Annotated in this window: 22 protein-coding genes; 11 read left to right on the plus strand and 11 right to left on the minus strand. The window is 57.3% G+C overall.

The features are described from left to right. Window positions 1–146: 146 nt before the first annotated feature. The 3 genes from ACN0WX_RS05130 to ACN0WX_RS05140 are packed head-to-tail and all read left to right on the plus strand — an operon-like array spanning window position 147 to window position 3,208. On the plus strand, window positions 147–1,628 hold the full coding sequence (locus ACN0WX_RS05130; RefSeq protein WP_417621228.1) for an aldehyde dehydrogenase family protein: 1,482 nt from the start codon (window positions 147–149) through the stop codon (window positions 1,626–1,628). A 1-nt stretch (window position 1,629) separates the two neighbouring features. Further along, window positions 1,630–2,391 (plus strand): SDR family NAD(P)-dependent oxidoreductase, encoded by a 762-nt coding sequence (locus tag ACN0WX_RS05135; protein ID WP_417621229.1) that lies wholly within the window; start codon window positions 1,630–1,632, stop codon window positions 2,389–2,391. Window positions 2,392–2,422: 31 nt separating this feature from the next. Then, window positions 2,423–3,208 carry an SDR family oxidoreductase gene (locus ACN0WX_RS05140; protein WP_417621230.1) on the plus strand — a complete coding sequence of 262 codons (786 nt, stop codon included), beginning with the start codon at window positions 2,423–2,425 and terminating at the stop codon, window positions 3,206–3,208. A 46-nt stretch (window positions 3,209–3,254) separates the two neighbouring features. On the opposite strand, the gene ACN0WX_RS05145 is transcribed toward ACN0WX_RS05140, so the two are convergent. Beyond that, a complete protein-coding gene (locus ACN0WX_RS05145) occupies window positions 3,255–3,389 on the minus strand; it encodes a hypothetical protein (protein WP_417621231.1) in 135 nt (44 codons plus the stop codon). Between the two features lie 162 nt (window positions 3,390–3,551). Here ACN0WX_RS05145 and ACN0WX_RS05150 point away from each other — a divergent pair, with 162 nt between their 5' ends. Beyond that, complete coding sequence (locus ACN0WX_RS05150) at window positions 3,552–5,717, plus strand: hypothetical protein (protein ID WP_417621232.1); 2,166 nt, start codon at window positions 3,552–3,554, stop codon at window positions 5,715–5,717. 169 nt (window positions 5,718–5,886) lie between these two features. Here the strand turns inward: ACN0WX_RS05150 and ACN0WX_RS05155 are convergent, their stop codons facing one another. Continuing rightward, complete coding sequence (locus tag ACN0WX_RS05155) at window positions 5,887–7,161, minus strand: cytochrome P450 (RefSeq protein ID WP_417621233.1); 1,275 nt, start codon at window positions 7,159–7,161, stop codon at window positions 5,887–5,889. 353 nt (window positions 7,162–7,514) lie between these two features. On the opposite strand from ACN0WX_RS05155, the gene ACN0WX_RS05160 reads away from it, so the two are divergent. Both ACN0WX_RS05160 and ACN0WX_RS05165 read left to right on the plus strand, forming a co-directional pair. Further along, entirely contained in the window at window positions 7,515–7,745 is a 231-nt protein-coding gene (locus ACN0WX_RS05160; RefSeq protein WP_417621234.1) for a biotin/lipoyl-containing protein, read from the plus strand. 6 nt (window positions 7,746–7,751) lie between these two features. Beyond that, on the plus strand, window positions 7,752–8,861 hold the full coding sequence (locus ACN0WX_RS05165; RefSeq protein WP_417621235.1) for a Gfo/Idh/MocA family protein: 1,110 nt from the start codon (window positions 7,752–7,754) through the stop codon (window positions 8,859–8,861). 27 nt (window positions 8,862–8,888) lie between these two features. On the opposite strand, the gene ACN0WX_RS05170 is transcribed toward ACN0WX_RS05165, so the two are convergent. From ACN0WX_RS05170 to ACN0WX_RS05185, 4 genes are all read right to left on the minus strand, one after another. After that, window positions 8,889–10,151: an MFS transporter gene (locus tag ACN0WX_RS05170; protein ID WP_417621236.1), complete on the minus strand. Its 1,263-nt coding sequence runs from the start codon at window positions 10,149–10,151 to the stop codon at window positions 8,889–8,891. Between the two features lie 183 nt (window positions 10,152–10,334). Further along, entirely contained in the window at window positions 10,335–10,727 is a 393-nt protein-coding gene (locus ACN0WX_RS05175; RefSeq protein ID WP_417621237.1) for a carboxymuconolactone decarboxylase family protein, read from the minus strand. A 106-nt stretch (window positions 10,728–10,833) separates the two neighbouring features. Further along, window positions 10,834–12,102, minus strand: a complete 1,269-nt coding sequence (locus ACN0WX_RS05180) for an MFS transporter (protein ID WP_417621238.1) — start codon at window positions 12,100–12,102, stop codon at window positions 10,834–10,836. Continuing rightward, on the minus strand, window positions 12,095–12,952 hold the full coding sequence (locus ACN0WX_RS05185) for an SDR family NAD(P)-dependent oxidoreductase (RefSeq protein ID WP_417621239.1): 858 nt from the start codon (window positions 12,950–12,952) through the stop codon (window positions 12,095–12,097). Before ACN0WX_RS05185 ends, ACN0WX_RS05180 begins: the two co-directional genes overlap by 8 nt. A 440-nt stretch (window positions 12,953–13,392) precedes the next feature. Here ACN0WX_RS05185 and ACN0WX_RS05190 point away from each other — a divergent pair, with 440 nt between their 5' ends. The 3 genes from ACN0WX_RS05190 (at window position 13,393) to ACN0WX_RS05200 (ending at window position 17,750) form a co-directional block, all read left to right on the plus strand. Beyond that, window positions 13,393–16,032 (plus strand): TonB-dependent receptor domain-containing protein, encoded by a 2,640-nt coding sequence (locus ACN0WX_RS05190; protein ID WP_417621240.1) that lies wholly within the window; start codon window positions 13,393–13,395, stop codon window positions 16,030–16,032. Window positions 16,033–16,116: 84 nt separating this feature from the next. After that, window positions 16,117–16,971: an SDR family NAD(P)-dependent oxidoreductase gene (locus ACN0WX_RS05195; protein ID WP_417621241.1), complete on the plus strand. Its 855-nt coding sequence runs from the start codon at window positions 16,117–16,119 to the stop codon at window positions 16,969–16,971. After that, on the plus strand, window positions 16,968–17,750 hold the full coding sequence (locus ACN0WX_RS05200; RefSeq protein ID WP_417621242.1) for a hypothetical protein: 783 nt from the start codon (window positions 16,968–16,970) through the stop codon (window positions 17,748–17,750). Before ACN0WX_RS05195 ends, ACN0WX_RS05200 begins: the two co-directional genes overlap by 4 nt. A 13-nt stretch (window positions 17,751–17,763) precedes the next feature. Here the strand turns inward: ACN0WX_RS05200 and ACN0WX_RS05205 are convergent, their stop codons facing one another. The 4 genes from ACN0WX_RS05205 to ACN0WX_RS05220 are packed head-to-tail and all read right to left on the minus strand — an operon-like array spanning window position 17,764 to window position 23,052. Next, window positions 17,764–18,147 carry a nuclear transport factor 2 family protein gene (locus tag ACN0WX_RS05205; protein ID WP_417621243.1) on the minus strand — a complete coding sequence of 128 codons (384 nt, stop codon included), beginning with the start codon at window positions 18,145–18,147 and terminating at the stop codon, window positions 17,764–17,766. A gap of 19 nt (window positions 18,148–18,166) precedes the next feature. Next, on the minus strand, window positions 18,167–19,882 hold the full coding sequence (locus ACN0WX_RS05210) for an FAD-binding protein (RefSeq protein ID WP_417621244.1): 1,716 nt from the start codon (window positions 19,880–19,882) through the stop codon (window positions 18,167–18,169). An 18-nt stretch (window positions 19,883–19,900) separates the two neighbouring features. Further along, the gene (locus tag ACN0WX_RS05215; protein ID WP_417621245.1) at window positions 19,901–21,391 is read right to left on the minus strand and encodes a class I adenylate-forming enzyme family protein; all 1,491 of its coding nucleotides are present in this window, start codon (window positions 21,389–21,391) and stop codon (window positions 19,901–19,903) included. Further along, window positions 21,388–23,052 carry an aromatic ring-hydroxylating oxygenase subunit alpha gene (locus ACN0WX_RS05220; RefSeq protein WP_417621246.1) on the minus strand — a complete coding sequence of 555 codons (1,665 nt, stop codon included), beginning with the start codon at window positions 23,050–23,052 and terminating at the stop codon, window positions 21,388–21,390. The genes ACN0WX_RS05215 and ACN0WX_RS05220 overlap by 4 nt, the downstream gene beginning before the upstream one ends. Before the next feature lie 442 nt (window positions 23,053–23,494). Between ACN0WX_RS05220 and ACN0WX_RS05225 the strand changes: the two genes are divergently transcribed. Both ACN0WX_RS05225 and ACN0WX_RS05230 read left to right on the plus strand, forming a co-directional pair. Next, on the plus strand, window positions 23,495–24,703 hold the full coding sequence (locus ACN0WX_RS05225; protein WP_417621247.1) for a hypothetical protein: 1,209 nt from the start codon (window positions 23,495–23,497) through the stop codon (window positions 24,701–24,703). Between the two features lie 48 nt (window positions 24,704–24,751). After that, entirely contained in the window at window positions 24,752–25,090 is a 339-nt protein-coding gene (locus ACN0WX_RS05230) for a nuclear transport factor 2 family protein (RefSeq protein WP_417621248.1), read from the plus strand. A gap of 38 nt (window positions 25,091–25,128) precedes the next feature. On the opposite strand, the gene ACN0WX_RS05235 is transcribed toward ACN0WX_RS05230, so the two are convergent. Continuing rightward, entirely contained in the window at window positions 25,129–25,980 is an 852-nt protein-coding gene (locus ACN0WX_RS05235; RefSeq protein ID WP_417621249.1) for an NAD(P)-dependent oxidoreductase, read from the minus strand. Window positions 25,981–26,095 lie beyond the last annotated feature (115 nt).

Raw genomic sequence — 26,095 nt, forward strand, 5'->3', positions numbered from 1 at the left:
ATATAATAGTCATTTAATCAATGAAAATGGAGGGTACACAAGCTTGACATCAAAATACATAGCTTATTATTTTCGTTTCCGGTCATTTGGCACGAGTCGATAGAGCGCGCGGTCAATTGCCCACCAGAAGAGAGGATTAGACAGCGATGCCCTTTACCGAGCCCATAGTTGAAACGCTGCCCCGCTACCCCGTTATCATTGGTGGCAGCCGAGAAGAGGGCGGCAGCGGTCAAGCCGCTTGCCACATTTATCCCGGCACGGGCTCTGTGACGCGCGAGATTCGCATGGCGGGTCCGGCCGACGTCGATCGAGCTGCGGAAGCGGCCCGGGTGGCCTTTCCGGCCTGGCGGTCGATGCCGGGTGACAAGCGGCGCAACCTGTTCTTCAAGCTCGCCGCACTGCTGGAAGCCAAAGCCGGCGAGTTCGGGCCGTCGCTCATCGCCGAAAACGGGTCCTTGGCGATGGTCGCTCCCTATATCGGCCACGACGCAGCGCAGAAGTTTCGCTATTTTGGCGGCTGGGCCGACAAGATCCACGGTCGGACCATTCCGATGTGGGGCGCGCCGGCCCATGATTATGTTTCCTACGAACCCTATGGCACGATCGGGATTATCATCCCCTGGAATGGTCCGCTATTTGCGGCGACCATGGTCCTCGCACCAGCACTTGCCGCCGGAAATTGCGTCGTGCTGAAATCACCGGACCTGGCGCCCTATAGCGCAATGATGCTGGTGGAACTGATGCTTGAGGCCGGTTTTCCGGAAGGCGTCGTCAATCTCGTAACCGGTGGAGCGGATGTCGGCGAGGCGATGGTCACGCATCCCGGCATCGACAAGATCGAGTTCATCGGTTCGGGTGCCACCGCGAGCAAGATACTGACCAATGCAGCCCCGTCCCTCAAGCCCGTGGGTCTGGAGCTGGGCGGCAAGTCAGCGGTCATCATCTTTGAAGATGCGGACTTGCAACTGGCTGCGCAAAAGGGACTGACGGGCGCTGTAAGCGCCAATGGACAGGGCTGCGTCAACGGAACGCGTCTGCTCGTCCAGCGCAGCATTTATGAGCCCTATTTGCAAATGCTGACCTCAATGGCCGGCCATATCAACGTCGGGGACCCCTATGATCCGGCGACCACCATGGGGCCGGTTATCTCCGAAACCGCCCTGCAGCGTATCGTCGGGATGGTCGAAAGGGGCGTGGACCAGGGCGGGCGACTGGTTTGCGGTGGCGAGCGTCTCGGCGGTGACCACGGCGACGGCTATTATCTCCCCGTTACGGTGCTCGCGGATATCGCCAACGACAGCGAAATTGCACAAAATGAGGTGTTTGGTCCGGTACTGGTGGTCACGCCCTTTGACACGGAAGACGAAGCGATCGCGCTTGCGAATGCCACCGATTACGGGCTCGGCGCCTATGTTCATACGCAAAATCTGCGGCGAGCGCACCATGTGACCGGTCAGCTGGAGGCGGGGATGATCCACGTCAACGGCTCGGGCGAAGCAATGCAGCCCAATTGCCCGTTCGGCGGTTTCAAGCGGAGCGGGCATGGCCGTCTGGGCGGGGTCGAGGGATTGCAGGAATTTCTGCAACCGAAGAATATCTGGATGAACCTTGCGGACGCCGGTAGCTGATATGGCGATCGAAACAGATATGACCGGCAAGGTGGCCCTAGTCACTGGAGCAGCGTCCGGTCTTGGCCGGGCCACGGCGCAAAAGCTGGCGCTGGCCGGGGCGAAACTCTGTCTGGTCGATGTCAATGCCGAGAGCCTGGCTGAAACCGCAGCGTTGATCGCAGAGGCAGCAACGGAACCGCTGGTTCACGCGGTCGATCTGGCAGACCCGGACGCCTGCCGGGATGCCGTCACGGCAACCGTCGACCATTTCGGACGGCTTGACGCTCTCTGCAATATTGCCGGAATCATCTATCTTGCAAATTCGCCGGAAATGCCAATCGCGCTCTGGCACCAGACCATGGCGGTCAATCTGTCCGCTCCCTGGTTTCTGTCGCAGGCGGCGATCCCGCACTTGCTGGAAACCAATGGCGCGATCGTAAACTGCGCCTCGTCCGCCGCCTTCATTGGCGAAGCCTATGCTGCGGCTTATTGTGCGAGCAAAGCGGGACTGGTGAACCTGACCAAGGCGATGGCAATGGAATATGTCAAGCAACCGATCCGTATCAACGCGGTGGCTCCGGGCGGTATGTTGACGAATATCGCGGTGAACTTCCAGCCGCCTGAAGGCTGTGATGTCGACCTGATCAAGCGCTTCTCCGGCCTGCGCGGTCAGGTCGAAGTCGATGATGTCGCCGACATGATCTGCCTGCTCGCTAGCGACGCGGGGCGTGGCTATCACGGCGCATGTATCAATATCGACGCTGGCATTACCGCCGGCTGAGCAACGGCTTCCCAAGCAAGGATCAAATTATATGACTTTCGATCTCAATCAGTTCCGTCTGGATGGAAAAGTGGCAATCGTCACGGGTGCGGGAGGACGCGGCAATTCAATCGGGCGTTCCTATGCCCTGGGCCTCGCCAATGTCGGTGCCAGTGTCGTGGTCGCTGACCTCAACGGCGAAGGGGCGCAGGCGGTAGCCGACGAAATAAATGCTGCGGGCGGCAAGGCCATCGCGGTCCAGGTCGATGTGTCTGACGAAGACTCGACGCTGGCGATGGCGGAACAGGCCAAAGCGGCGTTCGGCGGCATCGACATTCTTGTCAACAATGCCGCTCTCATGGTCGACATCAGTTACGACAATTGCGAAACCGTTGCCATGGACGCCTGGAACAAGGCCTTTGCGGTCAATCTGAATGGTGCGCTGCTGTGCGCGCGTGCATGCCTTCCATCCATGCGGAGCCGTGGTGGCGGCAGGATCGTGAACCAGACCAGCGGAGGCGCTTTCCCGGCTACTGGCCTCTATGGTATTTCCAAACTGGCACTCGTCGGGCTTACGACCACACTCGCGAAGCAATTCGGCAAGGAAAACATCACCTGCAATGCCATTGCGCCGGGCAATGTTACCTCGGATGCCGGAAAACTGCTGGTGCCCGACGATTCTCCGTTCATCAAGTTTCTCGAGACCGCCTGTGCCACCAAGGCAAGAGGCGAGCCGGACGAACTGGTCGGCGCTCTGCTGCTGCTCTGTTCACCGGCTGGCGAATGGATTACCGGCCAAACTCTGCACGTCGATGGTGGCTGGGTCATGCGGCCCTGATCGGGCAAGGTCGGGCCCGGGGTCTGGCGAGGGGGCGGGCCAACGATCAGGCGGGAATCAGACATGCGCCGTGCAGCGCAAGATGCCGCACATCAAGGCTGCTGATTAGCCCCTGATCACTGCTGCGCAGGATGCTGTGCACCATTTCCATCCAGTCCTGGGCGATGCACTCAACCGGCATGGAGTTTCGTCGGGGCGATACCGGTGCTCCTGTGGCCCCGATCCGATGCTTTGGAGTTCGCAACAATTGTCGACTGTGTTAGCTTTTCCCTATGCCGGCTGCTGCCCTGTACCAAAGGATTGCTGGCACATGCTTGTTCGTTAAACCCAATCGCGAGGCACCATGATGATCCGGTCTGTAAAAAAACTTCCCTCGACAGCGTTGATCGGACTTGCAGCAACGGCATGCGTGCTGGCGGGATGCCAGAGTGCAGGACATATTGCGCCGATTGCACCCATTACCGAGCAGGCTGTTACGCCCACGATAAACGCAGCGACGTTCCAGACCACCGACGAGCTGTTTGCAAAACCCTATATTGATGTTCAGGAATGGCGGGATGGACCCGTCCGGCATTTCTATATCCATGGCGGTTTCGAAGGCACGGATACGCGCTTTTCTTACTATTTCCCGCCGGTCGATCAATATGAAGGGCGTTTTTTTCAGCATGTCACGCCCGTGCCGGACAGCGAGACGCTGGCACAGAAACTGCCAGCGGGCAAATATAACAAAATTGGCTTTTCGGTCGCCAGCGGTGCCTATTTTGTTGAAACAAACGGCGGTGGCGTGATTGATCTGACCAAGGGTTCACAGGCGCTTTCGGATCCGATGATCACGGCTTATCGCGCCAATGCGGCGGCCGCCCAGTTGTCGCGTCATCTCGCGCAGCAATTTTATGATGTTGATGAACGACCCTTTGGCTATATTTACGGCGGTTCCGGCGGCGCCTTTCGAACAATAGGCGGGCTGGAAAGCACCACAGGCGTTTGGGACGGTGGCGTCCCCTATGTCAACGGCTCGACGATGGCGATCCCGAACATGTTTACCGTGCGGATGCAGGCACTCAGGGTGTTACGCGACAAGTTTCCGCAAATTGTCGATGCGCTCGAGCCGGGCGGCAGCGGCGATCCCTATGCCGGCCTGACCGAATATGAAGCCTCGGTGTTGCGCGAAGCAGACAAGATGGGTTTCCCGATGAAATCCTGGTTTGGCTATCGTACCATGGGATTGCACGGCTTTGCTGCGCTCTATGGCGGGGTATCCATGGCCGACCCGACTTATTTCACCGATTTCTGGACCAAGCCCGGCTATCTGGGCCACGATCAGCCAGACCTGTTTGATGACGACCGGATACAGCATGAAAGCCAGATCGTTGATCTGATAACAGCGGCAGAGGCAGCACGGCTTGGCCTTGATGCCAATCCTTTCAGCGAAGCCAATCGGGGCGGCGTCGATACCGCGTTCATCCTTCCACCGGGCGTAGACGGTTCGCGCATTGTCGGCCTGCGCCTTGCCAAGGCACCACCCGATAAATATTTTCTTGGCGGTGAGCTTGTCCCGGAGAGCGGCAACAGCAAAGGTCAGCGGCTGTTTTTGAGCCGGATCATTGGCGATGTGGTCATGTTCGGCGTTGTGAACCCGGAGCAGGTCGCGCAATTGCGGGTGGGCGATGCGGTGAAGGTCGACAATTCCAATTTTCTCGCGATGGAAAGCTATCACCGCCATCAGGTGCCGGGACCGGATTTTCCCGTCTGGGATCATTATCGCGACGCGAAAGGCCAACCGCTTTACCCGCAGCGGCCGTTTCTGGTCGGTCCGCTTTTCGTTCAGTCCACTGCGGGGAGCCAACTCACGGGAGAATATGACGGCAAGGCGATTCTCGTCGCCTCGCTCTGGGATCGTGAAGCGATGCCGTGGCAGGCCGACTGGTATCGCAAACGGGCCGAGGCGGCGGCCAGCGACGTCCGGCTCTATTACACCGATCACGCAGCGCATGGCGACGAGCCACCAAGCGGCGATCAGAACCGGCTGGTTTCCTATCAGGGCGAGTTGCAGCAGGCTTTGCGGGTGCTGGCCGCCTGGGTCGAGGACGGGACACTACCCCCCGAAAATACAAGCTACCGGATCGAGGAAGGCCAAGTCATTGTCCCCGAAAATGCTGCCGAACGTCATGGTCTCCAGCCGATTGTTTCACTGACCGTCAACGGAAGCGAGCGGGCCGACGTCAAAATTGGCGAACCGGTAAGATTGGAAGGGCGTATTGCCGCGCCGGCCGGTGGCGGGACGATCAGCTTCGCGGGTTGGGATTTCGAGGGCAACGGGAGCTACACGCCCGTCGACAGTCTCGATGCCGGAAACAAGATTCTATCGGTTTCGACCACTTATATATTTGATCAACCCGGCACCTATTTCGTCGGTCTGCAAGGGACTTCGCAGCCGGTCGAGGCGCAGGGCAGCCCCTATGCCGAATTGACCAATCTCGACCGCGTCCGGGTGGTGGTCAGCGAATAGGCCACGTCCAGATACGATCGGAGCAGGATAGCGCTTGGCACCGGACCAACGGCGGTTCTGTGGCTTCGGAAAGCGCCATCATATTCACTGACAATTAGCAGCTATTACGCTCGATGATTGGTACATCGCCTGAAGTCGCTGGCTATCAGCATCGCCCGGGCTGAGTATTCTACCGCTTGCCTTCAATCCGGACATGAAGCTCTTCCAGTCCGCGGATGATATAGCTGGGTTCATAGGTCAGCTGTCGGTCCTGCGGATCGCCATGGATCGTTTCGTCCAGCACGATGGCAGTCGTTTCACGGAGCAGGGTTTCGAGCAGAAACTTTACCTCGGCACGGGCAAGCGCCGCGCCGATGCAGGTATGGCGACCCCGTCCGAAGGAAACATGCTGATTACCCTTCTTGCGGTCCAGGCGGAACTCTGCCGGTTGCTCCCATTTTGCCGGATCGCGATTGGCCGCCGCCAGAGTGATGACCATTGGTTTCCCGGCCGGAATAATCGTGTCGCCCACTTTTACATCGTCAAGAGCCAGGCGGAACGTAGCCTTGGTCGAACCCTCCAGCCGCAACATTTCCTCGATAAACGGCACCAGGTCCGAAGGATTATCGCGCAGATGGTCCTGCATCGCGGGGTTTTCCGCCAGATAGCGGACTGAATTTGCAACCAGTTTTGCGCTTGTATCCTGACCTGCGGCAAACAGGAACATGGAGGCTTTGACGACCTCCAATATGTCGGGTGTAGTTCCATCGGGAAAACTGGCGTGAGCGAGTTCGCTCATCACGTCCCCCATGTCCTGCGCCTTGCGTTCGGTAATATAGCGCATGAAAAACCCGCCGAGATATATCAGTGTCGCATCTGCCGAGCGTTCGTCATTTTCCGTCATGTTCCCGGCTGGTGGCCCCTTGTCGATGACTTCGCGAAATTTTTCGCGATCATCCGCCGGTACGCCGAGCAGATCGGCAATGACCAGTGTAACATAGGGGGCGGCTATGCCCTTCACCATCTCGGCCTTGCCCTCGCTCACCGCTTCCGCGACCATCTCGTCGGCAAGCCGGGCCATATATTCTTCATTCGACTTGATCCGCGATGGCGTGAACAAACGGCTGAGCAGCGAGCGGACATTGCTATGCTCCTGGCCGTCATAGTTGACGAGCAGATCGAACATCGGATGCTGTTTGCGAAACTCGGCGAGTTCGGTGCGAACGTCGGCACCATCTTGCCCAAATTTGGGAATGTCCTTGGCGCCGAATACGGCAATGCCCGAGGAAAGGCGGTCACTATCGAGCAGGGATTGCACAACGGGATCAAAGCCGGTGACGAAATAGATGTCACGCTCCTCATCATGAAAAACGCCATCTTCGGTATGGATTGCTTCAAAATAGGGATAGGGATCGCGCAGAATGTCGAAATCCGCAAAATAGTCGCGCTTTGTCAACTCGGTCATAGTGATTCCCCGTCTAGGCCCGCATCGGTCGAGCCTAGGCTGATGCGGACCAAGAAGAAAGATATCGCCCCACCGGAGGGCTGATGCATCGCCACGGCGTTCTATTGTCCTATTGTCCTCCTCGCCAGGACAGGCTGGCCTCGGCAAGTCGAACCGGATTGTAGGAACCGATATTGTCGGGCCGGTCGGGCACCGACGGACGGGGCGGGCCTACGAGCGAGTTGACCAAGCAGTTGCCTTTCGGCTGCTTATCGCAGCGACGATAGATGAGAGCGGATATTGATAAGACTTTGCTCTCAACTCCGCTTTGGATAGGCAGGGGGAACAATATTGCATTCTATAAGGATTGAGTCATGGCGACCGAAATTTTGCTCCCCAAATTGGGCTTCTCGATGACCGAAGGTCAGGTGGCTGAATGGCTGATAGCCGATGGCGGGGAAGTGAAGGAAGGCGATTTGCTGTTCCTTCTGGAAGCGGACAAGTCGACCAACGAAGTCGAGGCGCCAGCTTCCGGTACGCTCAAGATTGTGGCTCCGGTGGGTGAAACCATTCCGGTTGGTGAAGTGATCGGATATATCGAGTAGGTATTTATGACCCTTCGTGTAGGGATTGTCTCGGCGGCTTGGGGCGCATTCGCGCATCTGCCGGCATGGCGCGCAATCGACGGTATAGAAGTGACCGCGATCTGCACCTCGCGCGAGGAAACGGCACGAGCCGCCGCTGCACGCCATGGTATCGAACGACCATTCTGGGATGCGCTGGCCATGTGCCGCGATCCCGATATCGATATTGTTGATCTGGGCACCCGCCCGGCGATCCGCCTGCCGATGGTGATTGAGGCGCTACGACACGGCAAGCATATCTACAACAGCTGCCCGCACGCGCCGGACTGGGCAGGGGCCAAGGCCATCGACGCCGCGTGGGACCGCAGTGCCAGCCATACCGCTGTCGATGCTTTTTCCCGTTATCTGCCTGCGCATCAGCAGATGAAGCAAATGATCGACGCGGGGTTCCTCGGGCGGATGCTGGGCGGGAGTTGTCACTTCAACATGTCGCTGTTCAACCGTCCGGACAAGAATTTTCCCTATAATTGGTTCGCCGAGGAAGGCTCGGGGGTCTCCAGCCTGCGCAATTTCGGCAGCCATCTGCTCTATGTGCTGTGCGAGTTTCTCGGCCCGGTGAAGGAATTGGTGGCCGACGACCAGTTGATGTTGCCCGAATGGGAATTCGCCGACGGCGATCGCATGCGGGCTCACAATAATGATTTCGCCAACCTGATCGTGCGGTTTGCCTCGGGTGTCACGTTGTCGTTTCAGACGAGCTGGAACATGCCCGCGCAGGAAGGCTGGACCATCGACCTGTTCGGGACCGACGGGCGGCTGCGTGCCCGTGCGCCGAGCTTTCCGACTTTGGCGGATTGCACGCTGTACGCGGGCGCTGCGGACAGCCGTGATGTTGCGGGGCTGGTGCCGGTGCCACTCGACTTCGCGGAGGATCCGAGGATCGCGATGGAACCGGTCAGCAACCCGGCGCCGGCTTTTCCCATGGCGCTCACCATGCAATCTCTGGTCGATACCATCGAAGGGCGCGGTCCTGCGCGGCCCGATTTCGCGCTCGCGCTCGAGGTGGAGCGCGTGCTCGAAGCAGCGCGCCTGTCAAGCGCGGAGCGCCGCTGGGTCGAGGTTGCAAGCGTCGTCTAAATCAAGTGTCGTCTAAATGCCGTCCGATTACGCTGGCTGGAGTTCGGATTCCTCAAGCGTATCGGGGTAACGACCCAGCGACAGGAACATCACGCTGGAGACGGCGAACATCGGGATGATCGCCCACAGGATCGCATCGTAATTGCCGAATATTTCATAGAGCGTGTTGGCGATGAATGGCGCAATGCCGGATGTGAAACCGAACATACCCCCCAGCAATCCGAACAGGGCTGCGAAATGACGCGGCGAAAAATGGCGCGTGGTGAGATAGGCGCAAGCATCATATTCTGCCCCGGCGGTCAGTCCGAGCATCAGGCAGGCAATGGATGCGGCCAGTGTCGACTGGTCGGTCGCCAGGAAAATCATTGCTGCAGAGAGCGCACCGACGGCACACCCCATGGCAACGAAGCGCCCGTCAATCCGGTCGAGCAACAAGCCGCCGACAATGCGGCCAATGATCGTGCCGATCCCGATAAGGCCAGCTACCTCTGCCGCAGCGATCAGGGTGAAACCTTCCTCCATCAGCACCGGAACAGCGTTGATCCCGAGACCCGTCGCGCCGAGCGAATAAATCACGCCGCCGATCGCCAGCCGGATGAATTTGGGAGACAGCAATTCTCTTGTCATGCCCGCAGGCCGAACCTTTGCCAGTTTCTGGTCAGCAGGCCGTTCGGGGGGGGTGTCCCTGGCAAACAGGAAAAAAACCAGGGGGAAAACGATGATGAAAGAAAGACCGCCCATGCCGATATAGGCACCGCGCCAGCCATAAGCCTCGATCAGCGTGGCGCCGAGATAGGGCACGACCGCTGAAGCGATGCCGGTCCCCGACAGGGTCACCGCCAGGGCCAGCCCGCGGTTCTTTTCGAACCGTTGGGCGACCGCTGCCGTCCATACGCTTGGGTAAATGCAGATCAGTGCCACTGCCAGCAATGCATATAGCGCCAGCCATGAAACAAGGCTCGGTCCGGCGGTCGAAATCAGGGCGAGAGCGGCGCCGTAAAACGGGACGCCGATCAGCGCAACCTTGCGCGGTCCAAAATGGTCGACGGCCCTTCCGCCGAAGACGGCCAGCAGCAGGGCAACCATGGAGGTAACCAGCGGCCCGGCGGATATTTCTGCACGCGACCAGCCAAATTCCTGCTCCAGCGGTTCGATCATCACGCCCAGTGCATAAGCATGCACGGCTACCAGCGTCATGCCCAATAGTGCTGGCGCAAGGTTGCCACCATAGCAGCGCCATTCTTGCCGATCGAATATCTGCTTTTTGCCGTCGCTATTCATTGCTGACATTCTCCCAGTCGTCACAGAAATTTTTCCAGATCAATATCTTGCGATACATCATTTGGCAGCAAAGGAATCGTCAGGCAGATTTATCCGCCCCGGCGATGCCGGGCAATATTCCGAAAAACGGGGCGTGCAGCCCGTGATCAATGGCTGTTCGTTCGATAATCTTTCCATCCGGCCATGGACCTCTCAATCCTTACCGGTCTCGCCAAGCTCCTCGAAAGCTTCTTTCATCGCTGCCTTGGCAACATTGGAGGCGGGGAGTCCGCAATAGGGAACAGCCGTGTACAGAATCTCCTCAATCTCCTGTTTGGTGAGTCCGTTCGCGATACCCATTTTGGTGTGATACTTGATTTCTTCGGTTTGGCGGAGCGCAATCAGCATTCCCAGGACAGCAGCGCTGCGCATTTTACGCTGCAGTCCATCGCGGGACCATATTGTCCCAAAGGCAAAGTCGATCGCCCATTTTGCCTGCTCTACGCCAAAATCGTCGGTCTCCAGATGCTGCCGTGCACCGGTTGCTGCGGCTTCTCCGTAGATTTCTTCGAAAATCTCCAAGCCTTTATCGCGCTGTTTGCTCATAATCTGTCCTTCGTGTGATTTTTGAAAATACTGTCGCGTCGGTCAGCTTGGCCACCGGAAAATTTCCGTGCCGCAAGCATGGATATTGGTGGCTCCGGCCAATCATTCACTCGATTGCCTCCTCGGCTTCTTCGAACACCGGATATTTCCCGAGACTGAAGATCAGCATGCCGCTGATGAGGGAAATTATTGTCCCGCCAATGAGGAACGGCCCGTAACCACCGGTATTGTCGAACGCCATTCCTGCCAATATCGGCCCCAGTCCAGCCGCCAATGCGATGAGACTCGACATGAAACCGAAAATGGCTCCGTAATTTTTCATGCCAGCATAGCGGGCCGTCAGATATCCGCAGAGCTGCAATTTCGTGCCCGCTGCATAGCCGTTGATGATGACCGCCAAAATAACCAGTTCGGTTGCGCTGACGGGTTCCATGAGCATGGGATAGGCGATGGCTGTTGATGCCAGGGTAAGTCCTCCCACCCAGCGGACATGGAAACGGTCGATCAATGTGCCGGTCACAAGCTTGCCGACAATCCCGGCAATGCCCGCCAGGCTGGCCAGCCAGGCCGCATTGGTGCGCGACAGGCCGGTGCCGACAATGATCGGTACCTGGTGGACGGTGATGCCGATGGTAATGGTAAGGGTTAGCAGCGTCGCGAGGGCGACCCGCCAGAGCGAGGGGTCCCGCCATGCCTGGGGGATCGTCAGGCCGGGAAGCTCCGGCGCCGCTGACAGCTCCACATTGGCTGCGATCGCCGCCTTGCGGCGCTCGTCATGGGCATCATACAGGAACAGGATCGTCAGAACCAGGGCAAAGCCTCCCCAGCCCAGTCCCAGCCAGACATAAGCCGCGCGCCAGCCAAATCCGTCGATCAGAAAGTTGGTCAGCGGGGCAACAATCGCCGCCGCGAGGGCAGAGCCGGCCAGGGTCATGCCCAGGGCGAGCCCTCTGTTGGCCTTGAACACGCTGGCAACCGCTGTCGTCCAGGTGGTGGCGTGAACGGTCATCGACGCGAGACCAAAAAGAAACCAGAGACCAAGCCACTGATATGAGGCCCCGCTCATCGTGGCGAAAGCGGCGATCGACAGCGATGTGGCGGACAGGCCGAGAATGGCAAGTTTTCTGGATCCGTAGCGATCAATCAACACGCCGAAAAACGGCGAGAGAAGCAAGGAAATGGCCGCCCCGATTGCGGATCCGGATGACAGCAAAGTCCGGCTCCAGCCAAATTCGTCCTGCAAGGGCCCCATGAACAGGCCAGTGGCCGGGCTCATGAAGGATTGAAAGGAAAAGCCTATCCCGGCGGCAAGGACCAGTGTCCAATATTGCTGCCATTCATTTCGGCCGACAGGGTTCGTTCGGGACCTACTCATTGATTGAATCGATCACGTCCTGGGTGATGCCAGGCTTGCCCGGGTCGCCAGCGAGAAACTCCTCGTGTTTCTTTTTGATAAAGCCATCCGGGTCTTTCGCCACTTCTTCCAGCGTCGCCCACAGCTCATCATGAGTCGGGATGACGATCCGGCCTTGTTCCATGCCATCGGAAAGGACTGTGGCGGTTTCCTGTTGCGTTTTGACAAACAGATGGCTGCCCGGCGCGCGCATCACATAGTCTTCGGAAAAATGCTTCATGCCCTGGGTCGAGCTTGTCATGACGGGCCCGGGGCACAGGCAACTGACCTTGATTCCGAACTGCATGAGATAGAGCGCCAGATTCTCCGACATGGAAAGCACGGCGGCTTTCGATGCTGCATAATGGACCCGGCTTGCAGCGAACGGATATAGGCCGGCGAAACTGGCCGTATTCACGATATGGCCACCGCCGCGCTCGATCATGCGCGGAACGATGACATTATTCGCGCGCACCATGCCGAACAGGTTGACGTCAAACATCTGTTGCCACGCGCCCAGCGGGATGTCTTCCGGATTGCCGCCGGATAATATCCCGGCATTGTTCATGTGGATATCAAGCGGACCAAATGCGCTTTCCGCCCCGTCAATTGTCGCAAGGACCGAATCCTCATCAAGGACGTCGCAGTGCAAGGCGATGCTCTCGGCACCCATGGTGCGCAATGTTTCAGCGGTCTCTTCTGCAGCGTCCTTTCCAATGTCGGCAACCGCAACGCGCGCGCCGCGCCTGGCCCATTCCTGTGCGATCCGCCTTCCGATATTCTGACCCGCTCCGATAATGAGAGCATGCTTGCCTCGAAATGTTTTGTTCACCGTCCTTCTCCGCTCTGATCCGCAATAATTTCGCGTATCTGTAGGTTCGATGATACGGCAGAGCAACGGGAGGCGCTGTGCCGATTCTTGCGGAATCCCGAGAATCCGAAATCATGATCGGTTCTGTCTATAGCCGTGTAGCGGCGCAATCCCGCGGAAAATCGGCCTACATCATTGGAGCGGAAGTTTCGTTCCCCGTTATCCGCAAGCGGGCATCACCCACGCGATATGTGGAACACCTTCAGCGCTGGTAATTGATCCCGCAGTTTCTTTCTCACATAGAACCCTCTCTATTCTAGGTCGTATATTTATCGGTTGCGGAAGGCTGCAAAGGTCGAAGCCGCCAGATGACCAAAGAAGAATAATGGGTTCAAGATACAAACTGGATCTAGCCACCGCCGTTTCAGGGAATGGCGTGAAAAAGAAGAGGGAGGATAAAAATGAAATTCAAATCGAAAAAAACTGCTCTGTGTCTGGCGTCCGCGGTAACGGCGCTCGTCGCTTGCCCGGGTATTGTCTATGCTCAGGATCAAGATGATGATGCCGCAACATATGATTCCAATACTATCGTTGTTACCGGCACTTTGATCCGTGGCGTTGAAGCCACGGGTTCACAGACGATTGCTTTGGATGAAACCGCGATTATTGAAAGCGGTGCTTCGACAACCAATGAATTGCTTGGCGAAATCCCTCAGATCGGTACTTTTAACAACAGATTTGATGGCGATCCGCGGTCCGCAGACAGGCAGGAAGTTTCTCGTCCGAATCTTCGCAATTTGCCGGGGGTGAATGCGGCAACCGGGGCGACGACGCTGCTTCTGGTCGACGGTCATCGCATGACCCCAATGGGTGTCAGCCAGGCGTCGTTCGATCCCGATTTCATCCCGCCTGGCGCGATCGAGCGGCTGGAAGTTATCACCGATGGTGGCTCTTCTCTTTACGGTGCCGACGCTGTTGGCGGCGTGATCAACTTTATCACGAGAAAGAGCTTTGATGGTGTTCAGGTTGATGGCGGTTACGACTTTGGAGATGATTATAGCGCCTGGAACGCCGGAATTACAGCCGGTACCAGCTGGGAGCGTGGAGGAGCATTTTTCTCTTACTCGACATATCAACGCGACGAGATTTTGAACAAAGACAGAAGCTATGGCGCACGCGGAAACTGGAATGCCGATGGTACCGTTCTGACCCCTTCGGGCACAGAGTGCCTTGTGCCCGTGGGCGAGATTGTCACCTGGGCCAATTTTGGCGCCGGCTGGACGAGCAATCCTGCAGCAGCAGCTCTGGGCGTAAAGCGGACGCCAGTGGGCAGCCCCTGTGACATTGACGGAGAAAGTGCGTTATTGCCAAAACTGTCCCGCCACAGCGTCCTGTTCGGATTGACGCAGGAATTGTCGGACAATCTCACATTTGAAGTCAAAGCCAATTATGGCGAATCATCGGTTCGTTTCTCCAATTATCCGCTGGGCGATACCATCGCGGGCGCCAGTCCCAACGCTCTGATGATTCCCGGGGCGTTTGGCGACACATATGACGTAGCCTCTGTCGGCTTCTCCTATGGTGTGCATCCTGCCTATGTTGATCGCAAGCAGACTCAAGATTTGCAGGTTTACGGCATTACGCCAGAATTCACCTTCGACGCCGGTGGTGGGTGGCAAATAAAGACTACCGCTTATTTTGGAGAGTCACAATCAAGCAGAGTACTCCCGGGTTCTGATCGGGCCAAATTGACCGACTATGTCAATGCCGGTGCACTTGATCCAGCCAATGTGGCTGCTGCCAGCACCGCCGTCGTTACCGACATACTCAATTTCGAGACTGCTGGCGAATCCGTGCAGGATCTGTTCCTGGTCCGGACAATTGTCGACGGCGGATTGTTCGAACTGCCGGGCGGCACGGTAAAGGCGGCTGTCGGTGTCGAATATAACCGGGACCGCGCCAAATTGCGGGAAGGCTCTTTCACAATAGGTGGAATTGCAAACCAGCCGTTCAGGCATGCATCGCGCAATGTAAAATCAGTGTTTGGCGAACTGTCGATACCGGTGTTCTCCATGCTGGATCTGTCAATATCGGGTCGATATGATGACTACAGCGATTTCGGCGATACGTTCAATCCAAATATCGGGTTTAATTTCACACCCTTTGAGAGGCTGAGAATCTATGGTCACTGGGGTGAGTCCTTCAATGCGCCAACCGCTCTGGATAGCGTTCGGACGGCAAATGCCCGGTTTATCGCCAATGCTGCGGCCGGCGTACCCGACCCCAACGGTGAGTTGACGGGACCGAATGACGACGTTTTGCTGGTCGAGGGTTCGGGCGGAGCCTTGAAGCCTCAGACTGCTGAATCGTGGTCACTCGGGTTTGATTTTGAACCGGTCGACAATCTGAAATTCGGTGCAAACTATTATGACATTGATTTTTCCAATCTTCTGGAAGCAGTCAATCCGCAACTTGCGTCGGTCGTATTACTGAATCCCGAAAAGTTTATCTTCAACCCAACCCAGGCCGAGTTTGACGCATTCCTGGCGGTTGCGGAAAACGGCGCGCAATTTGCTGGTATTAACGCCGCAGACGTCGGCGTCATTATCGACCGTCGCGTCGCTAATCTTAGTCAGGCGCGTCTGAAGGGGCTCGATTTCTTTGCCAACTATCAGATTGAAACAGGGTTCGGCGAGGTCAGCTTTGGGGTGTCCGGCAACAAGCAGTTGTCTTTTGATATTACCAACAGCGGCAATACGGTCGATCAACTGGAATTCGACGTGCCGGACTTTAATGTTGCGGGTAATATCGGTCTGAGCACTGGAGGTTTCACTGGCAGGGTGACGGTGAAGCACACGGGCGGATTCGATACGAACACCGCTGTGAACCAGACAACAGTTGACAGCTTTACAGTGACCGACCTTTACCTCGGATATGAATTTCCGGAAGGATCGGGTATTGCTGACGGTCTGACGCTGCGGGTGAATGTGGACAATCTGTTCGACACCGATCCGCCGGTGTTCCGTCAACAGCGTAATCTGAATTACAGTGGATTTACATTGGGACGCGTCTTCAAGCTGAGCGCAAGCAAAAAATTCTGAGTTTGAAAATTTGTTAAACGTGCAGAGAAGCCCGGTCAGAGTTCTCCTGCTCTGGCCGGGCTTCTCTATTTCGAGGAACTGGAATTGATAGAAAAAATAGCACTTGTAACCGGAGCAACCAGGGGTTTGGGACGTGGTATCGCACGGGCTCTGGGATCAAAAGGCATGACTGTCTATCTCTCCGGCCGGGACGAAACAGCGCTTGCCGCCGCCGCCCAAGAAGTGACGGATGCAGGTGGGAAGGGTATCGGCGTCCCTTGCGATCACCGTGATGATGGGCAGGTGAAGGCGCTATTCGACCGCATATCAAATGAAGCTGGCCGGCTCGATCTTCTGGTCAACAACGCCGCCGCCGTGCATGCTCAGGAACTGGCCGCGCCGGGTCCGTTCTGGGAAAAGGGGCTGAAACTGGTCGACATGATCGATGTCGGCCTGCGATCCAATTATGTTGCCAGTTTTTATGCGGCTCCCTTGATGATCAGGACCGGTGCGTCGTTGATGGTCAATATTTCTTTCTACGGTGCAGCGAGCTATTTTCATGGTCCTGCTTATGGTGCGGCCAAGGCCGGTACCGACAAGATGGTACACGATATGGCGATCGATTTTGCCGATACCGATGTCAGCGTGATTTCGCTGTGGCCCGGCTATATCCTGTCGGACATGATCAAGGCGCTGCCGGAAGAGCATAAGAGCCCGGAATTGAAAGCGATGCTCCCGGAATTCGAAACACCGGAATTTTCCGGACTGGTCATCGCTGCATTGCTCGCGGACCCCGAGCGCAAATCCTATTCTGGAAAGGCCCTGATCGGAGCGCGCCTCGGCAAACAATACGGCCTATGCGATCTTGACGGCAAACAGCCGCGTGACTGGTCGGAACGCCACGGCGCACCGCTTGAATTTTTCACCGCACCCACGATCCCGCTGGAGCATAAATCATGATTGAAGCCATGCTGGTCGTCCTGACCAATGCCGTCGAAGGCCGGGATGCCGATTTCAACGACTGGTACAGCAATATCCATGCGCGGGACACGATGCGGATGCGCGGCGGACTTGCGCAGCAAAGATTTCGATATTCAGAAGATCAGGTGCAGGATTTTGCCGAGCCTTTTCCTGCCCAATATCTGGCGCTTTACGATGTGTATGATGCCGCGTGGTTCTCGCAGGAACATCGGGACCGGGCGCGTACCCCCTATATGATCGTCGAGGATTCTCTCGACCTGTCGCGTCTGGACGATTTCTTCTATTTCCCGCTGCATTATCGCGACAAGAAACCGCGCGCATTTGCCGATTGCGGTGTGGTGTTCGAACAGATGCAGACCAAGCCCGGTGAGGCGGCAGCCTTTCGCGAATGGTATGGTGATCATTATATGGCGAACCGGTTCCGGCAGGATGGAATCGTCTCCGGTGCCTTGCTGGGATTTGAAGATTACGGACAGATGATGCCATTCCCCCCGGGGCATGACCATGTCGCTATCTGGCGGCTGGAAGACGAAAGCGCGCGGGACAACTGGCGCGGGTCCAGTCCCTTGGCTGACTGCCCATATATCGAAACCGGAAAGACGATGACCAGCTGCTGGGATGTGGCATCAAAACGGATCATCAAGGATGAAGTCACCTATCCCGATGCGCAATCCCTGGCCAAGGAAGAGGCGGCCCGCGCGCGGATCAAGGCGCAGAACTCGGTGCTGGTTGCCGCAGAGCAGCGGATAAAGAGCTGAATTGGAACTCCGTTCAGGCCTGAGAGATCAGCGGAACGAGCTTCTCGATGACGACCAGAGCGTTGAAATGTTCGGCGATCGAGCTGATACGGCCATCGCGGATCCTGAAAACGAACACATAGGTATTTTCATAGTCCGAACCGTCCACCAGCCTGGCCGTCGCCCGTGCTTCGGCTATGACGCGATCCGCTTCAGCGGTAATCGAGTCCACCGTGAACCGGATCGACCCGCCGGTCAATTTTGCCAGTAACGGAATGGCACCCTGATATAGCTCTTTTGACAAGGGACCTTGGGTTGTTGTCCAAGCCGTAAAATCATCGGCCAGAAGATCGTCGGGCAGTGTTCCAGCCTCAATCGCAGCAAAATAGGCGCGGGCGATGTCACGGTTTTTGTTCATGATCTCCTTGTCCGATTTGCTATGCATCGACGAGTGCCGCGGTCCCGCCATTGCCCCGGATCGTTTCGGCCGCCCGCAGGCCAGAAAAGACACAGTCGCCGAGCGACAATCCGCTGACATAATAATGCGAACAGATCCCGACGGCCGTCCGTCCCGCTGCATAAAGACCGGGCACGGTGCCGCCATCATTGGAGAGTACCTGGCCGCTTTCCTCGTCAACCAGCAATCCTCCCATGGTGAGCGCTGGGATGGGGGATAATTTCAGCGAATCCCCGATGTCGGTTGCAAAATAGGGGCCGGTCTCGATCGGACGACGATATTTTTCGGATTTCCCGAACGGATCGGGCTCTCCTTTTGCAATATGCTGGTTATAGGTAGTAATTGTCTCTGCCATCACGTTGCCGGGAACGCCGATCTTGTCCGCCAGTTCCTCGAGCGTGGGCGCGCTGACCGTATAATCTTTCTGGGTCGCGCGGAACTGGATTTTCTGGAACAGCATCTTGTCCATGCCGTCAATTTCTTCCTGGACCATCTGCTGGAGCGGTTGATCCATGATCATCCAGCCCTTGCCGCCGGCCTTGGAGAAAACAGCTTCGCCGGTACGTGCACCATAATATTCCTCGCCGACCAGGCGCTTGCCATCCGGACCGACCGTACAGCTTTTCACCCAGTTTTCCGGCTGATAGAGAAACTTCCAGGCCGAAATTCTGTCCAGCGATCCGGTTTTGCCGCCGACCGACATGCCGAGCTTGATCCCTGATCCATCGTCGGCGATCGTGCCCAGCGGATGGGATTTTAGATAGTCTGGCGCGGTTTTCGCCATCATTGCGCGATTATAGGTAAAGCCGCCTGCAGAAAGGACCACGCCCTTGCGCACGCGGATGCGAAGCGTCCGTGTTTTCTCCGCTTCCAGCTTGATGATCGTGCCCTGCAACTTGCTGGTCAACCCGAGCACGGACGCGACGATATTGTTGACCAGCGCCATCGCCTTGGCATGGCGCCAGGCCGCGAAGCCGGATGGCATGCGCTCGACTTCAATCCCGATCACCGCGCCTTTGTTGTCGACGATCAGCCGGGTTGCGCGGGTCTGGCGAAAGAAGCGAACATTGGCCTTTGCTTGCATCGAGCGAAGCAGCGGGGGCAGGAGATACTGGCCTGACAATTTGGTTGGTTCGCCGCCGCCTTCCGGCTTGGCCCGGTGACCGCGTGGAGCCGGGGTCGCGCGCTCGCGTCCCGGAACGGTCAGCTCGTTGCCGGAATAATAAAGCGAGGCATCATTGGGGTAGGAGGTTTTCTCCTCGGTTGCGGGGCCGCCAAATCGCGCGCCATAGGTTTCCAGCCAGTTCTGAAAACTCGCGCTGGCAGTAGCGAAACGGTGCACCGTTTCGGGGCTGACAATATTCCCGGTTTCAAAGCCGAGATAATTTGCCATATTTTCCGGGTCATCGGCAATTCCTGCTTCTTTCTGCGCCTTGGTGCCGCCGCCCATATAGACAACGCCGCCGGACAGCTTGCTCGCACCACCGCCTTCGCCGCGGTCGATCGCAATGACGTCGAGCGCGGCGTCTTCCGATGCGCGCAAGGCGGCACAGACGCCGGCCAGGCCAACGCCGACTACCAGCATATCGCAATGTTCATCCCAGGATATGGCATCGGGATCGGTGACCAGATCGGCCGGTTCGACCCGGTTGGATGTCGGCGTCAGGTCGTCGAGAAATTGATGGTCGGGCTTCACGCGAAATTCTCCTGTGGATCAGTCGGCGGCGACATCGGCAAACAACTCACATAGCGCAGGCCGGTGTACCTTGAACGACAGCGTCTTGGGCAATTCGTCAACAAAGCGCCAATGGACCGGAATATGGGTTGCCATCACATGTTCGCGCAGATGGGCTTCGATAGCTTCCGGAGTGGGCGCACCATGTCCGGGCTTCAACTGGATTGCTGCGCCTGGCACTTCACCCAGTCTCTGGTCTTTCACACCAACCACGCCGGCGGCAGAAATGTCCGGGTGAAGCAACAGCGCCCGTTCGATTGTCTCGGGCAAAATCTTGAAGCCGCCGCGCATGATGGCACCATCGGCGCGGCCCCGCAAATAGAGAAATCCGTCGGCATCCAGCATCGCGAGATCGGAGGTGCGAATCCAGTCCGGACCGATGCGCGGAGAGATGACTTCCAGAATTCCTTCGCTGCCGACAGGCAGTTCCGTACCGGTTTCCGCATCGGTCACCCGCAATCGGGTGCCACCGATCGGCTTGCCGACACTGCCGATCTTGGTGTTCCCGAATGCCTCAATATCCTTGAGGCTCGTCGCAGTTACCGGGCCGCCAAACTCGGTTGCGCCGTAGGAGATTAAAATCGGAATGCCGTAATGATCCTCGAACCTGCGTTGTACCGACGGGTCGAGCGGCGCCGCTCCGGTGCCGATGGCCAGCAGACCGACCAGTTCTTCCTTTGGTACGTCTGCGTCGAGAACCATCTGGACACCGGCTGGTGGCAGGCCGGAGACTTTTGGCTTGTAGGTGGCGATATATTCGCGCCATTTGTCGAGATTGAAGCGATCGTGCAGCACGGCCCGGTGGCCGCGCAGGAAGGTCGGGATAGTGGAATAAATACCCGAAATATTGCCGATCGGCATATATAGCAACATCGGTGGCTGGCTTGCAGCATCGCTGGTCTGCTGATTTCCGGTCGTGCCTCCCGTCAGCAATTTTTCGATCATTGTATATTCGACCGGAAATTGTTTGGGCGGGCCGGTTGTACCGCTGGTCAGGATTTCGACGCGCGGATCATCGGCCGGGTTGATTGCTGCTTTTTTGCTAACCGTTTCCAATCCCGTAACAGGTTCCGCAACAAGTTGGTCGAGCGCGATACCGGCATAGCCGAATTCCTGCATGGCGGCGACCACGTCAGGCGCGAATTCCTGCTCTGCCGCAATCACAACGGGGGACGCCAGACGCTCCACGTCCCGGATGATGCCGGCCGGCGATTGAAAGGCGTAAACCATTCTGATGGTGCGGCCCTGCGACAGCAGGGTGAACAGCGCCGCGATCGCCCAGGGACGATTGCGGGGAATGAACGTGACCGGTGCATCGGGAGCAGCCCCGGTGGCATCCAGCAGTTCGGCCAGCTTCTCGCCGACCTTGCGCAGATCCTGCCAACTATACCATTGCCCTTCGAATTCCACGACCTCGGTCCCGCCGGGACGGGCCAGAAGTTCAGAACAAAGCCGGGGTAGTTCGCTCACTCGCCTTCTTCCAGACCAAGGCGCTGCTCATAACGGTCATGGAAGGCACGGATGATCGATTCCTGATAGGCACCGTAAATGACATAGGGCGGCTTTTTGGTCTTGAGCCCCTTGTGGACCTCCGTGATATTGGCCGTATCCTGATCAAAAATCCGCGCGAGCGTTCCCAGATCCTCGCATGATACCCAGGGCTCATCGGGATCAATCATCTGCAGTTTTGCGGCAGGCGGCTTGGGCTTGTCCTTGGGCCAGGGCGCGAGCAGCATTGTGTCCAATATGCATTCGTCCGGATTGTCGCCATGGGGCCGGAATCGATAGACGATCCGGGCCCAGCCACCCCACGGACTGAAATTCGGGAACAGATTGTTGAACGTCTGCTCGATCAGCTCGATATCGGAATAGTCGTCCACCTCGTCGCCGATCAGGCTGCGCAGATATTCAGCGTTATAGTCGGCCATCATGCGGAATATGTCGAGCGTGCGTTCCTTCGGCAGGATCATGCCGCGCTGCGGGCTCGATCCGCTCGCATTGATATGCCCCAATCGACCCCAGTTGCCGAAAACATCATAGCGCGTTTCGGCGAGATCTCCGCCCTGCAACAGCAGCTGCGGATGGGTTGCGATCGAATGATAAGCTTCAAGAAAGGCTTCCTGCATCAGTTTCCAGTTGGCCTTTATGACCTTGCCGACATGGAGCATCTTGTAGCGATTTTCGAGCTTGTTCTTCTTGTAATGCTCGAGCATTTCCGGCCCGGCATAATCTTCGAATGATTCCGAATCAGGGTCCGGATTGATGAAGATGAAGCCGCCCCAGTGGGCAACCTTCGCTTCCGTCAAATCCCCGTCGGTTTCCCGAACGTCCGGGAAATCCCATTCGCAGGTCAATTCTTTCATCTTGCCATCGATACCCCAGCTCCAGCCGTGGAAGGGGCAGCGGAACATTGCCGCTTTCTTGCCGTCCCGTTCGCAGATTCGGCGGCCGCGGTGAGGACAGGCATTGGCATAGGCCTTGAATTCATCTTCGCCGGTCCGCGTCACGATATATTCGAGATCCGCGATCTTGTAGAGAATATGATCGCCAATCTCGGGAATGTCATCGGCGCGGCAGGCCATCTGCCAGCATTTTTTCCAGATATGTTCGACCTCGAGATCATGAAAGCGTTGTTCATGAAAGCGGCCGACCGCGACCTTCTTCGGGCCACCGGGATAGGGGGATGATTTTTTGTACACCTCGGGGACCAGGTCGATCTTGCGGTCATTTTCGACAAAATATTCCTGCGGCACATGGGCTGCAGAGCGCTTTCCTTCGGCCGTGTCCTGACCGGGGTCCGGTACATAGGGCGCGATTATCTTGGGCTTTTGATTTGTATCCGCGCTGCCGCCATCGCGGCCGGAATTCGTTTTGAACTTCGCAGCCGCCTGCTCGGCATGTTCCGGCGTCGGGGGCATGACGGACCAGAAAATGTCCTTCTCCGGTCGCATGACCGGCCCGCCGATAAAGCGCAGGAAATGAATGTCCGCCTGGGTCAGATCACCTTCAATCCACGTCCCGTCCCATTGGAACAGACCGGACTTGCCGCGCTCTTTGTCTTCGACACGGACCTTGCCGCCTTCGACCTCCTGGTAGACGGCTCCGCTTATCGGGTGTGGCTCGCAACGCATTGGGTCATCCTCCATTTGTTTAATCGGCGCGCACAGAAATTCGGCCATCCCGTAACCACCGTATATTTATCGCAATTTGAGCGCCCAAAGCGATGCTACGCAACCCATTTTATGGCCTGTCGGCAGATAGAACGCGACGGCGATGGTATGAGGTCCTTTGGCCGATATTTCGAGAGTGGGCCATATGTTCCTGATCGCTGTCGCGATAGACATTGCCCCTCACTGTCCTAAGCAACATCGAGGCGCTATCAAGGCCGCAGATTCGATGTAGGAATGTCAGATATTGCCAAGCCGGAAAACCTGGAAAATTTTTGCTGGCTTTATGGCAGCGGCGATTTTGCCATCGTCCGGAGCCATGGCGACAGATAACCGGAACATTGGCGAAGCTGGAGTGGGCGCGGATGCGGCCGGCAACCAACTTGGGGATGAGGAACATAGCGAAATGACTGCACAAAATCCGAAAGCCGAAGCCAATATTCCGCCGGTGGCAGGTTGGGATGAATTTGTCGATGCCCTCCGGGATTTGCCGGGCAAAATGCTGGCAAAGCTACCGGAAAGTCAGCGCAATGATCCGCAGATCAGGCAGGAAGTCGCGCGTCTGGCGCTTTCCGCCCTCGGATCGGTCACAATCGACAGTCTTGGGGGAGACCCGGACTTTCCTGCGTTTCTCCCGACAATCGGACAGGTGCTCGGCGTCGGTCAGCCCAATGCGGACACTATCTACCGTGCCGCCCGTATTTCTGCGGACGGCGTGTACCGGCTTGCCGGGACGCGTGGATCGCTTAATCAGGCGGTGATTGGACAGGTCGTGCCCCGTAACGCGGAAACAGGCAATGGGCGGACGCATCTCGATATCAATGGCTTGAAGGTTGATGAGGATGATCGGTTCGACGTTATCATCAGCGCCGAACGGCCCGAGGGCTATGATGGTGAATGGTGGGAGCTTCGTCCTGCCGCCAATCGCTTGATGGTCCGACTGGTCAGCTACGACTGGGCGAATGAAGTGTCACCGAAACTGGCGCTCGAACGGATCGACCGGCCCATGCGCAAGCCGCGCCCCGCCGCCGAAACACTGGCGCAAAATCTGCGCACCATGCCGCAGGCGTTCGGTTTTCTGGGGCCGATGTTTGTCGATCATGTCGAGCAGTTGCGCGAAGAGGGCTTTGTCCATCGTTTCAAGGAATTCGACGTTTCCTCTATCGGGGGACTTGCCGGCCAGTTCTATTATGAAACTGCGTATGAACTGGACGATAGCGAGGCGCTTGTTATTGAAACAGCGGTTCCCGAAACCTGCCCCTATCGCTCGTTGATTCTCACCAATTATATCTACGAGACGACGGACTGGTATAATAATCATTCCAGCCTCAACGGGCATCAATCTCCGCTGGATAGCGATGGCAAATGGCGTGTGGTGGTCAGCGCCCGGGACCCCGGCATCAGAAACTGGCTCGATACGGCAGACTATCCCGTGGGCGTGATCCAGGGGCGCTGGACAAATTGCAGCGATCATCCGATTCCGAATATCAAAAAGGTAGCATTTGATGATCTGGCGCAACATTTGCCGCGGGATGTGGAGAAAGTATCGCCCGAAGAACGGCAAATAATATTGCGGGCTCGCAGGCAGGCAATGATGCAGCGCCCGCATTGGTGATTTCATCCTGAAACAACATCAAAAACATTTAGAAAAGCGATAAAAGTAATGAATACGGAAAATCTCGCACGCGCCTATTACCGCAAGGTCAATGCCAAGGATATCGAGGGGTTGCTGGCGCTATTCGCCGACGATGCGCGTTTCGTCCTGCCCGATGGTCGCATAGTGGCGGGCATGGATGCGATACGCACCATGTATGAAGGTGTCTTCGCTCAAGGCGGGCCGCAACCGCAACCGGTGGCCTTTGTTCCCGGCGAAAATGGCGTCGCGGCCGAGATCGAAGTCCATCTGGCAGATGGCACGGTAAGACAAATGGCCAGTTTCTTCCATGTCGACGACGAAGGGAAGTTTACCAGCATTGGCGTTTACCAGCGTACCGGCGGATAAGACAGGGAGGCAAGGGCGGCGACGAAATTCGCGCCGTTCTACTTCGTCTGCAACTCGCTGACGGCACGATCCATTCGCGCCATCAAAACCGCGCAGGCGTCCTGTAACGCGGTCATTGCGACATTGTCGGCCGGAGCCAGCTTGGCCGAGAGCTTGACATCTTTTTCCAGTAGATTGCGCAGGTCGAGAACGCCCTCTGCGGTAGAGTTTTCGCGCACCCCCATCATCCCCGGCACGACCTGCAGAGCAAAGCTCTGGGCCGATCCACGCTGCAGTGCTTCGCGCAACTGCTCGCGGTCAAAGTCCAGTTCAACCCCGAGGTCGAGGATCGAGGCGGCGAGACCGTAATTGGCGATACAGGCCAGGTTATTGAGCAATTTCCCGACCAGTCCCCGGCCCACCGGCCCAAGATGGGATACGGTGCCAATGGCTTCGAGCCAGGGTGTTGCACGAGCAATGGTTGCCTCATCTCCCCCGACAAACAGCGAGAGTTTGCCCTCGAGCGCATAGTGGCTGCCGCCCGATACGCCGACATCAATCACGCTCACGCCATATTCGCCGGCTTCTCTCTGGAGATCCTGAGCCAGTTCCGGGGATACAGTGGAGGTGATGATGAAAATCCCGCCTTCGCCCTGTACCTTGAAAATTTCGCCATCGGCAGTCAGGTCACGCAACTGCTCGTCGGTGCGGACGCAGATGCCGACAATATCCTTGCCGCGCGCTGCCTCGATCGGATCGAGCGTACGCTGCGTACCCGGCTCGTCAAAGGCTTCCAGTGTGGCAGGAAAAATATCGCACCCGGTGACCGCGAAGCCTTCGCGTGCGAGCCGTCTGGCGATCGGGGCACCCATTAACCCCAGTCCGATAAAACCCACGCTCGCTTTGCTCATTATTCTCTCCACTGGTTCTGCTCGGCATCCCACGCAGGGAATGACCAATTTTCGCAACAGTAACGAAACCGATGCACGCTTCAACGCTATTCGCTGCAAAGCCGCTGGTATCCCG

Source organism: Parasphingorhabdus sp., assembly GCF_048269915.1.
GTDB lineage: Bacteria > Pseudomonadota > Alphaproteobacteria > Sphingomonadales > Sphingomonadaceae > Parasphingorhabdus.

What these genes read in the sequence shown, in the direction of transcription:
- ACN0WX_RS05230 (WP_417621248.1), top strand. Translation starts at nt 24,752, where the DNA reads ATGAATACGGAAAATCTCGCACGCGCCTATTACCGCAAGGTCAATGCC.
- ACN0WX_RS05130 (WP_417621228.1), top strand. Translation starts at nt 147, where the DNA reads ATGCCCTTTACCGAGCCCATAGTTGAAACGCTGCCCCGCTACCCCGTT.
- ACN0WX_RS05235 (WP_417621249.1), bottom strand. Translation starts at nt 25,980, where the DNA reads ATGAGCAAAGCGAGCGTGGGTTTTATCGGACTGGGGTTAATGGGTGCC.
- ACN0WX_RS05180 (WP_417621238.1), bottom strand. Translation starts at nt 12,102, where the DNA reads ATGAGTAGGTCCCGAACGAACCCTGTCGGCCGAAATGAATGGCAGCAA.
- ACN0WX_RS05175 (WP_417621237.1), bottom strand. Translation starts at nt 10,727, where the DNA reads ATGAGCAAACAGCGCGATAAAGGCTTGGAGATTTTCGAAGAAATCTAC.
- ACN0WX_RS05160 (WP_417621234.1), top strand. Translation starts at nt 7,515, where the DNA reads ATGGCGACCGAAATTTTGCTCCCCAAATTGGGCTTCTCGATGACCGAA.
- ACN0WX_RS05155 (WP_417621233.1), bottom strand. Translation starts at nt 7,161, where the DNA reads ATGACCGAGTTGACAAAGCGCGACTATTTTGCGGATTTCGACATTCTG.
- ACN0WX_RS05220 (WP_417621246.1), bottom strand. Translation starts at nt 23,052, where the DNA reads ATGCGTTGCGAGCCACACCCGATAAGCGGAGCCGTCTACCAGGAGGTC.
- ACN0WX_RS05165 (WP_417621235.1), top strand. Translation starts at nt 7,752, where the DNA reads ATGACCCTTCGTGTAGGGATTGTCTCGGCGGCTTGGGGCGCATTCGCG.
- ACN0WX_RS05205 (WP_417621243.1), bottom strand. Translation starts at nt 18,147, where the DNA reads ATGAACAAAAACCGTGACATCGCCCGCGCCTATTTTGCTGCGATTGAG.
- ACN0WX_RS05150 (WP_417621232.1), top strand. Translation starts at nt 3,552, where the DNA reads ATGATGATCCGGTCTGTAAAAAAACTTCCCTCGACAGCGTTGATCGGA.
- ACN0WX_RS05190 (WP_417621240.1), top strand. Translation starts at nt 13,393, where the DNA reads ATGAAATTCAAATCGAAAAAAACTGCTCTGTGTCTGGCGTCCGCGGTA.
- ACN0WX_RS05140 (WP_417621230.1), top strand. Translation starts at nt 2,423, where the DNA reads ATGACTTTCGATCTCAATCAGTTCCGTCTGGATGGAAAAGTGGCAATC.
- ACN0WX_RS05145 (WP_417621231.1), bottom strand. Translation starts at nt 3,389, where the DNA reads ATGCCGGTTGAGTGCATCGCCCAGGACTGGATGGAAATGGTGCACAGC.
- ACN0WX_RS05200 (WP_417621242.1), top strand. Translation starts at nt 16,968, where the DNA reads ATGATTGAAGCCATGCTGGTCGTCCTGACCAATGCCGTCGAAGGCCGG.
- ACN0WX_RS05225 (WP_417621247.1), top strand. Translation starts at nt 23,495, where the DNA reads ATGACTGCACAAAATCCGAAAGCCGAAGCCAATATTCCGCCGGTGGCA.
- ACN0WX_RS05170 (WP_417621236.1), bottom strand. Translation starts at nt 10,151, where the DNA reads ATGTCAGCAATGAATAGCGACGGCAAAAAGCAGATATTCGATCGGCAA.
- ACN0WX_RS05135 (WP_417621229.1), top strand. Translation starts at nt 1,630, where the DNA reads ATGGCGATCGAAACAGATATGACCGGCAAGGTGGCCCTAGTCACTGGA.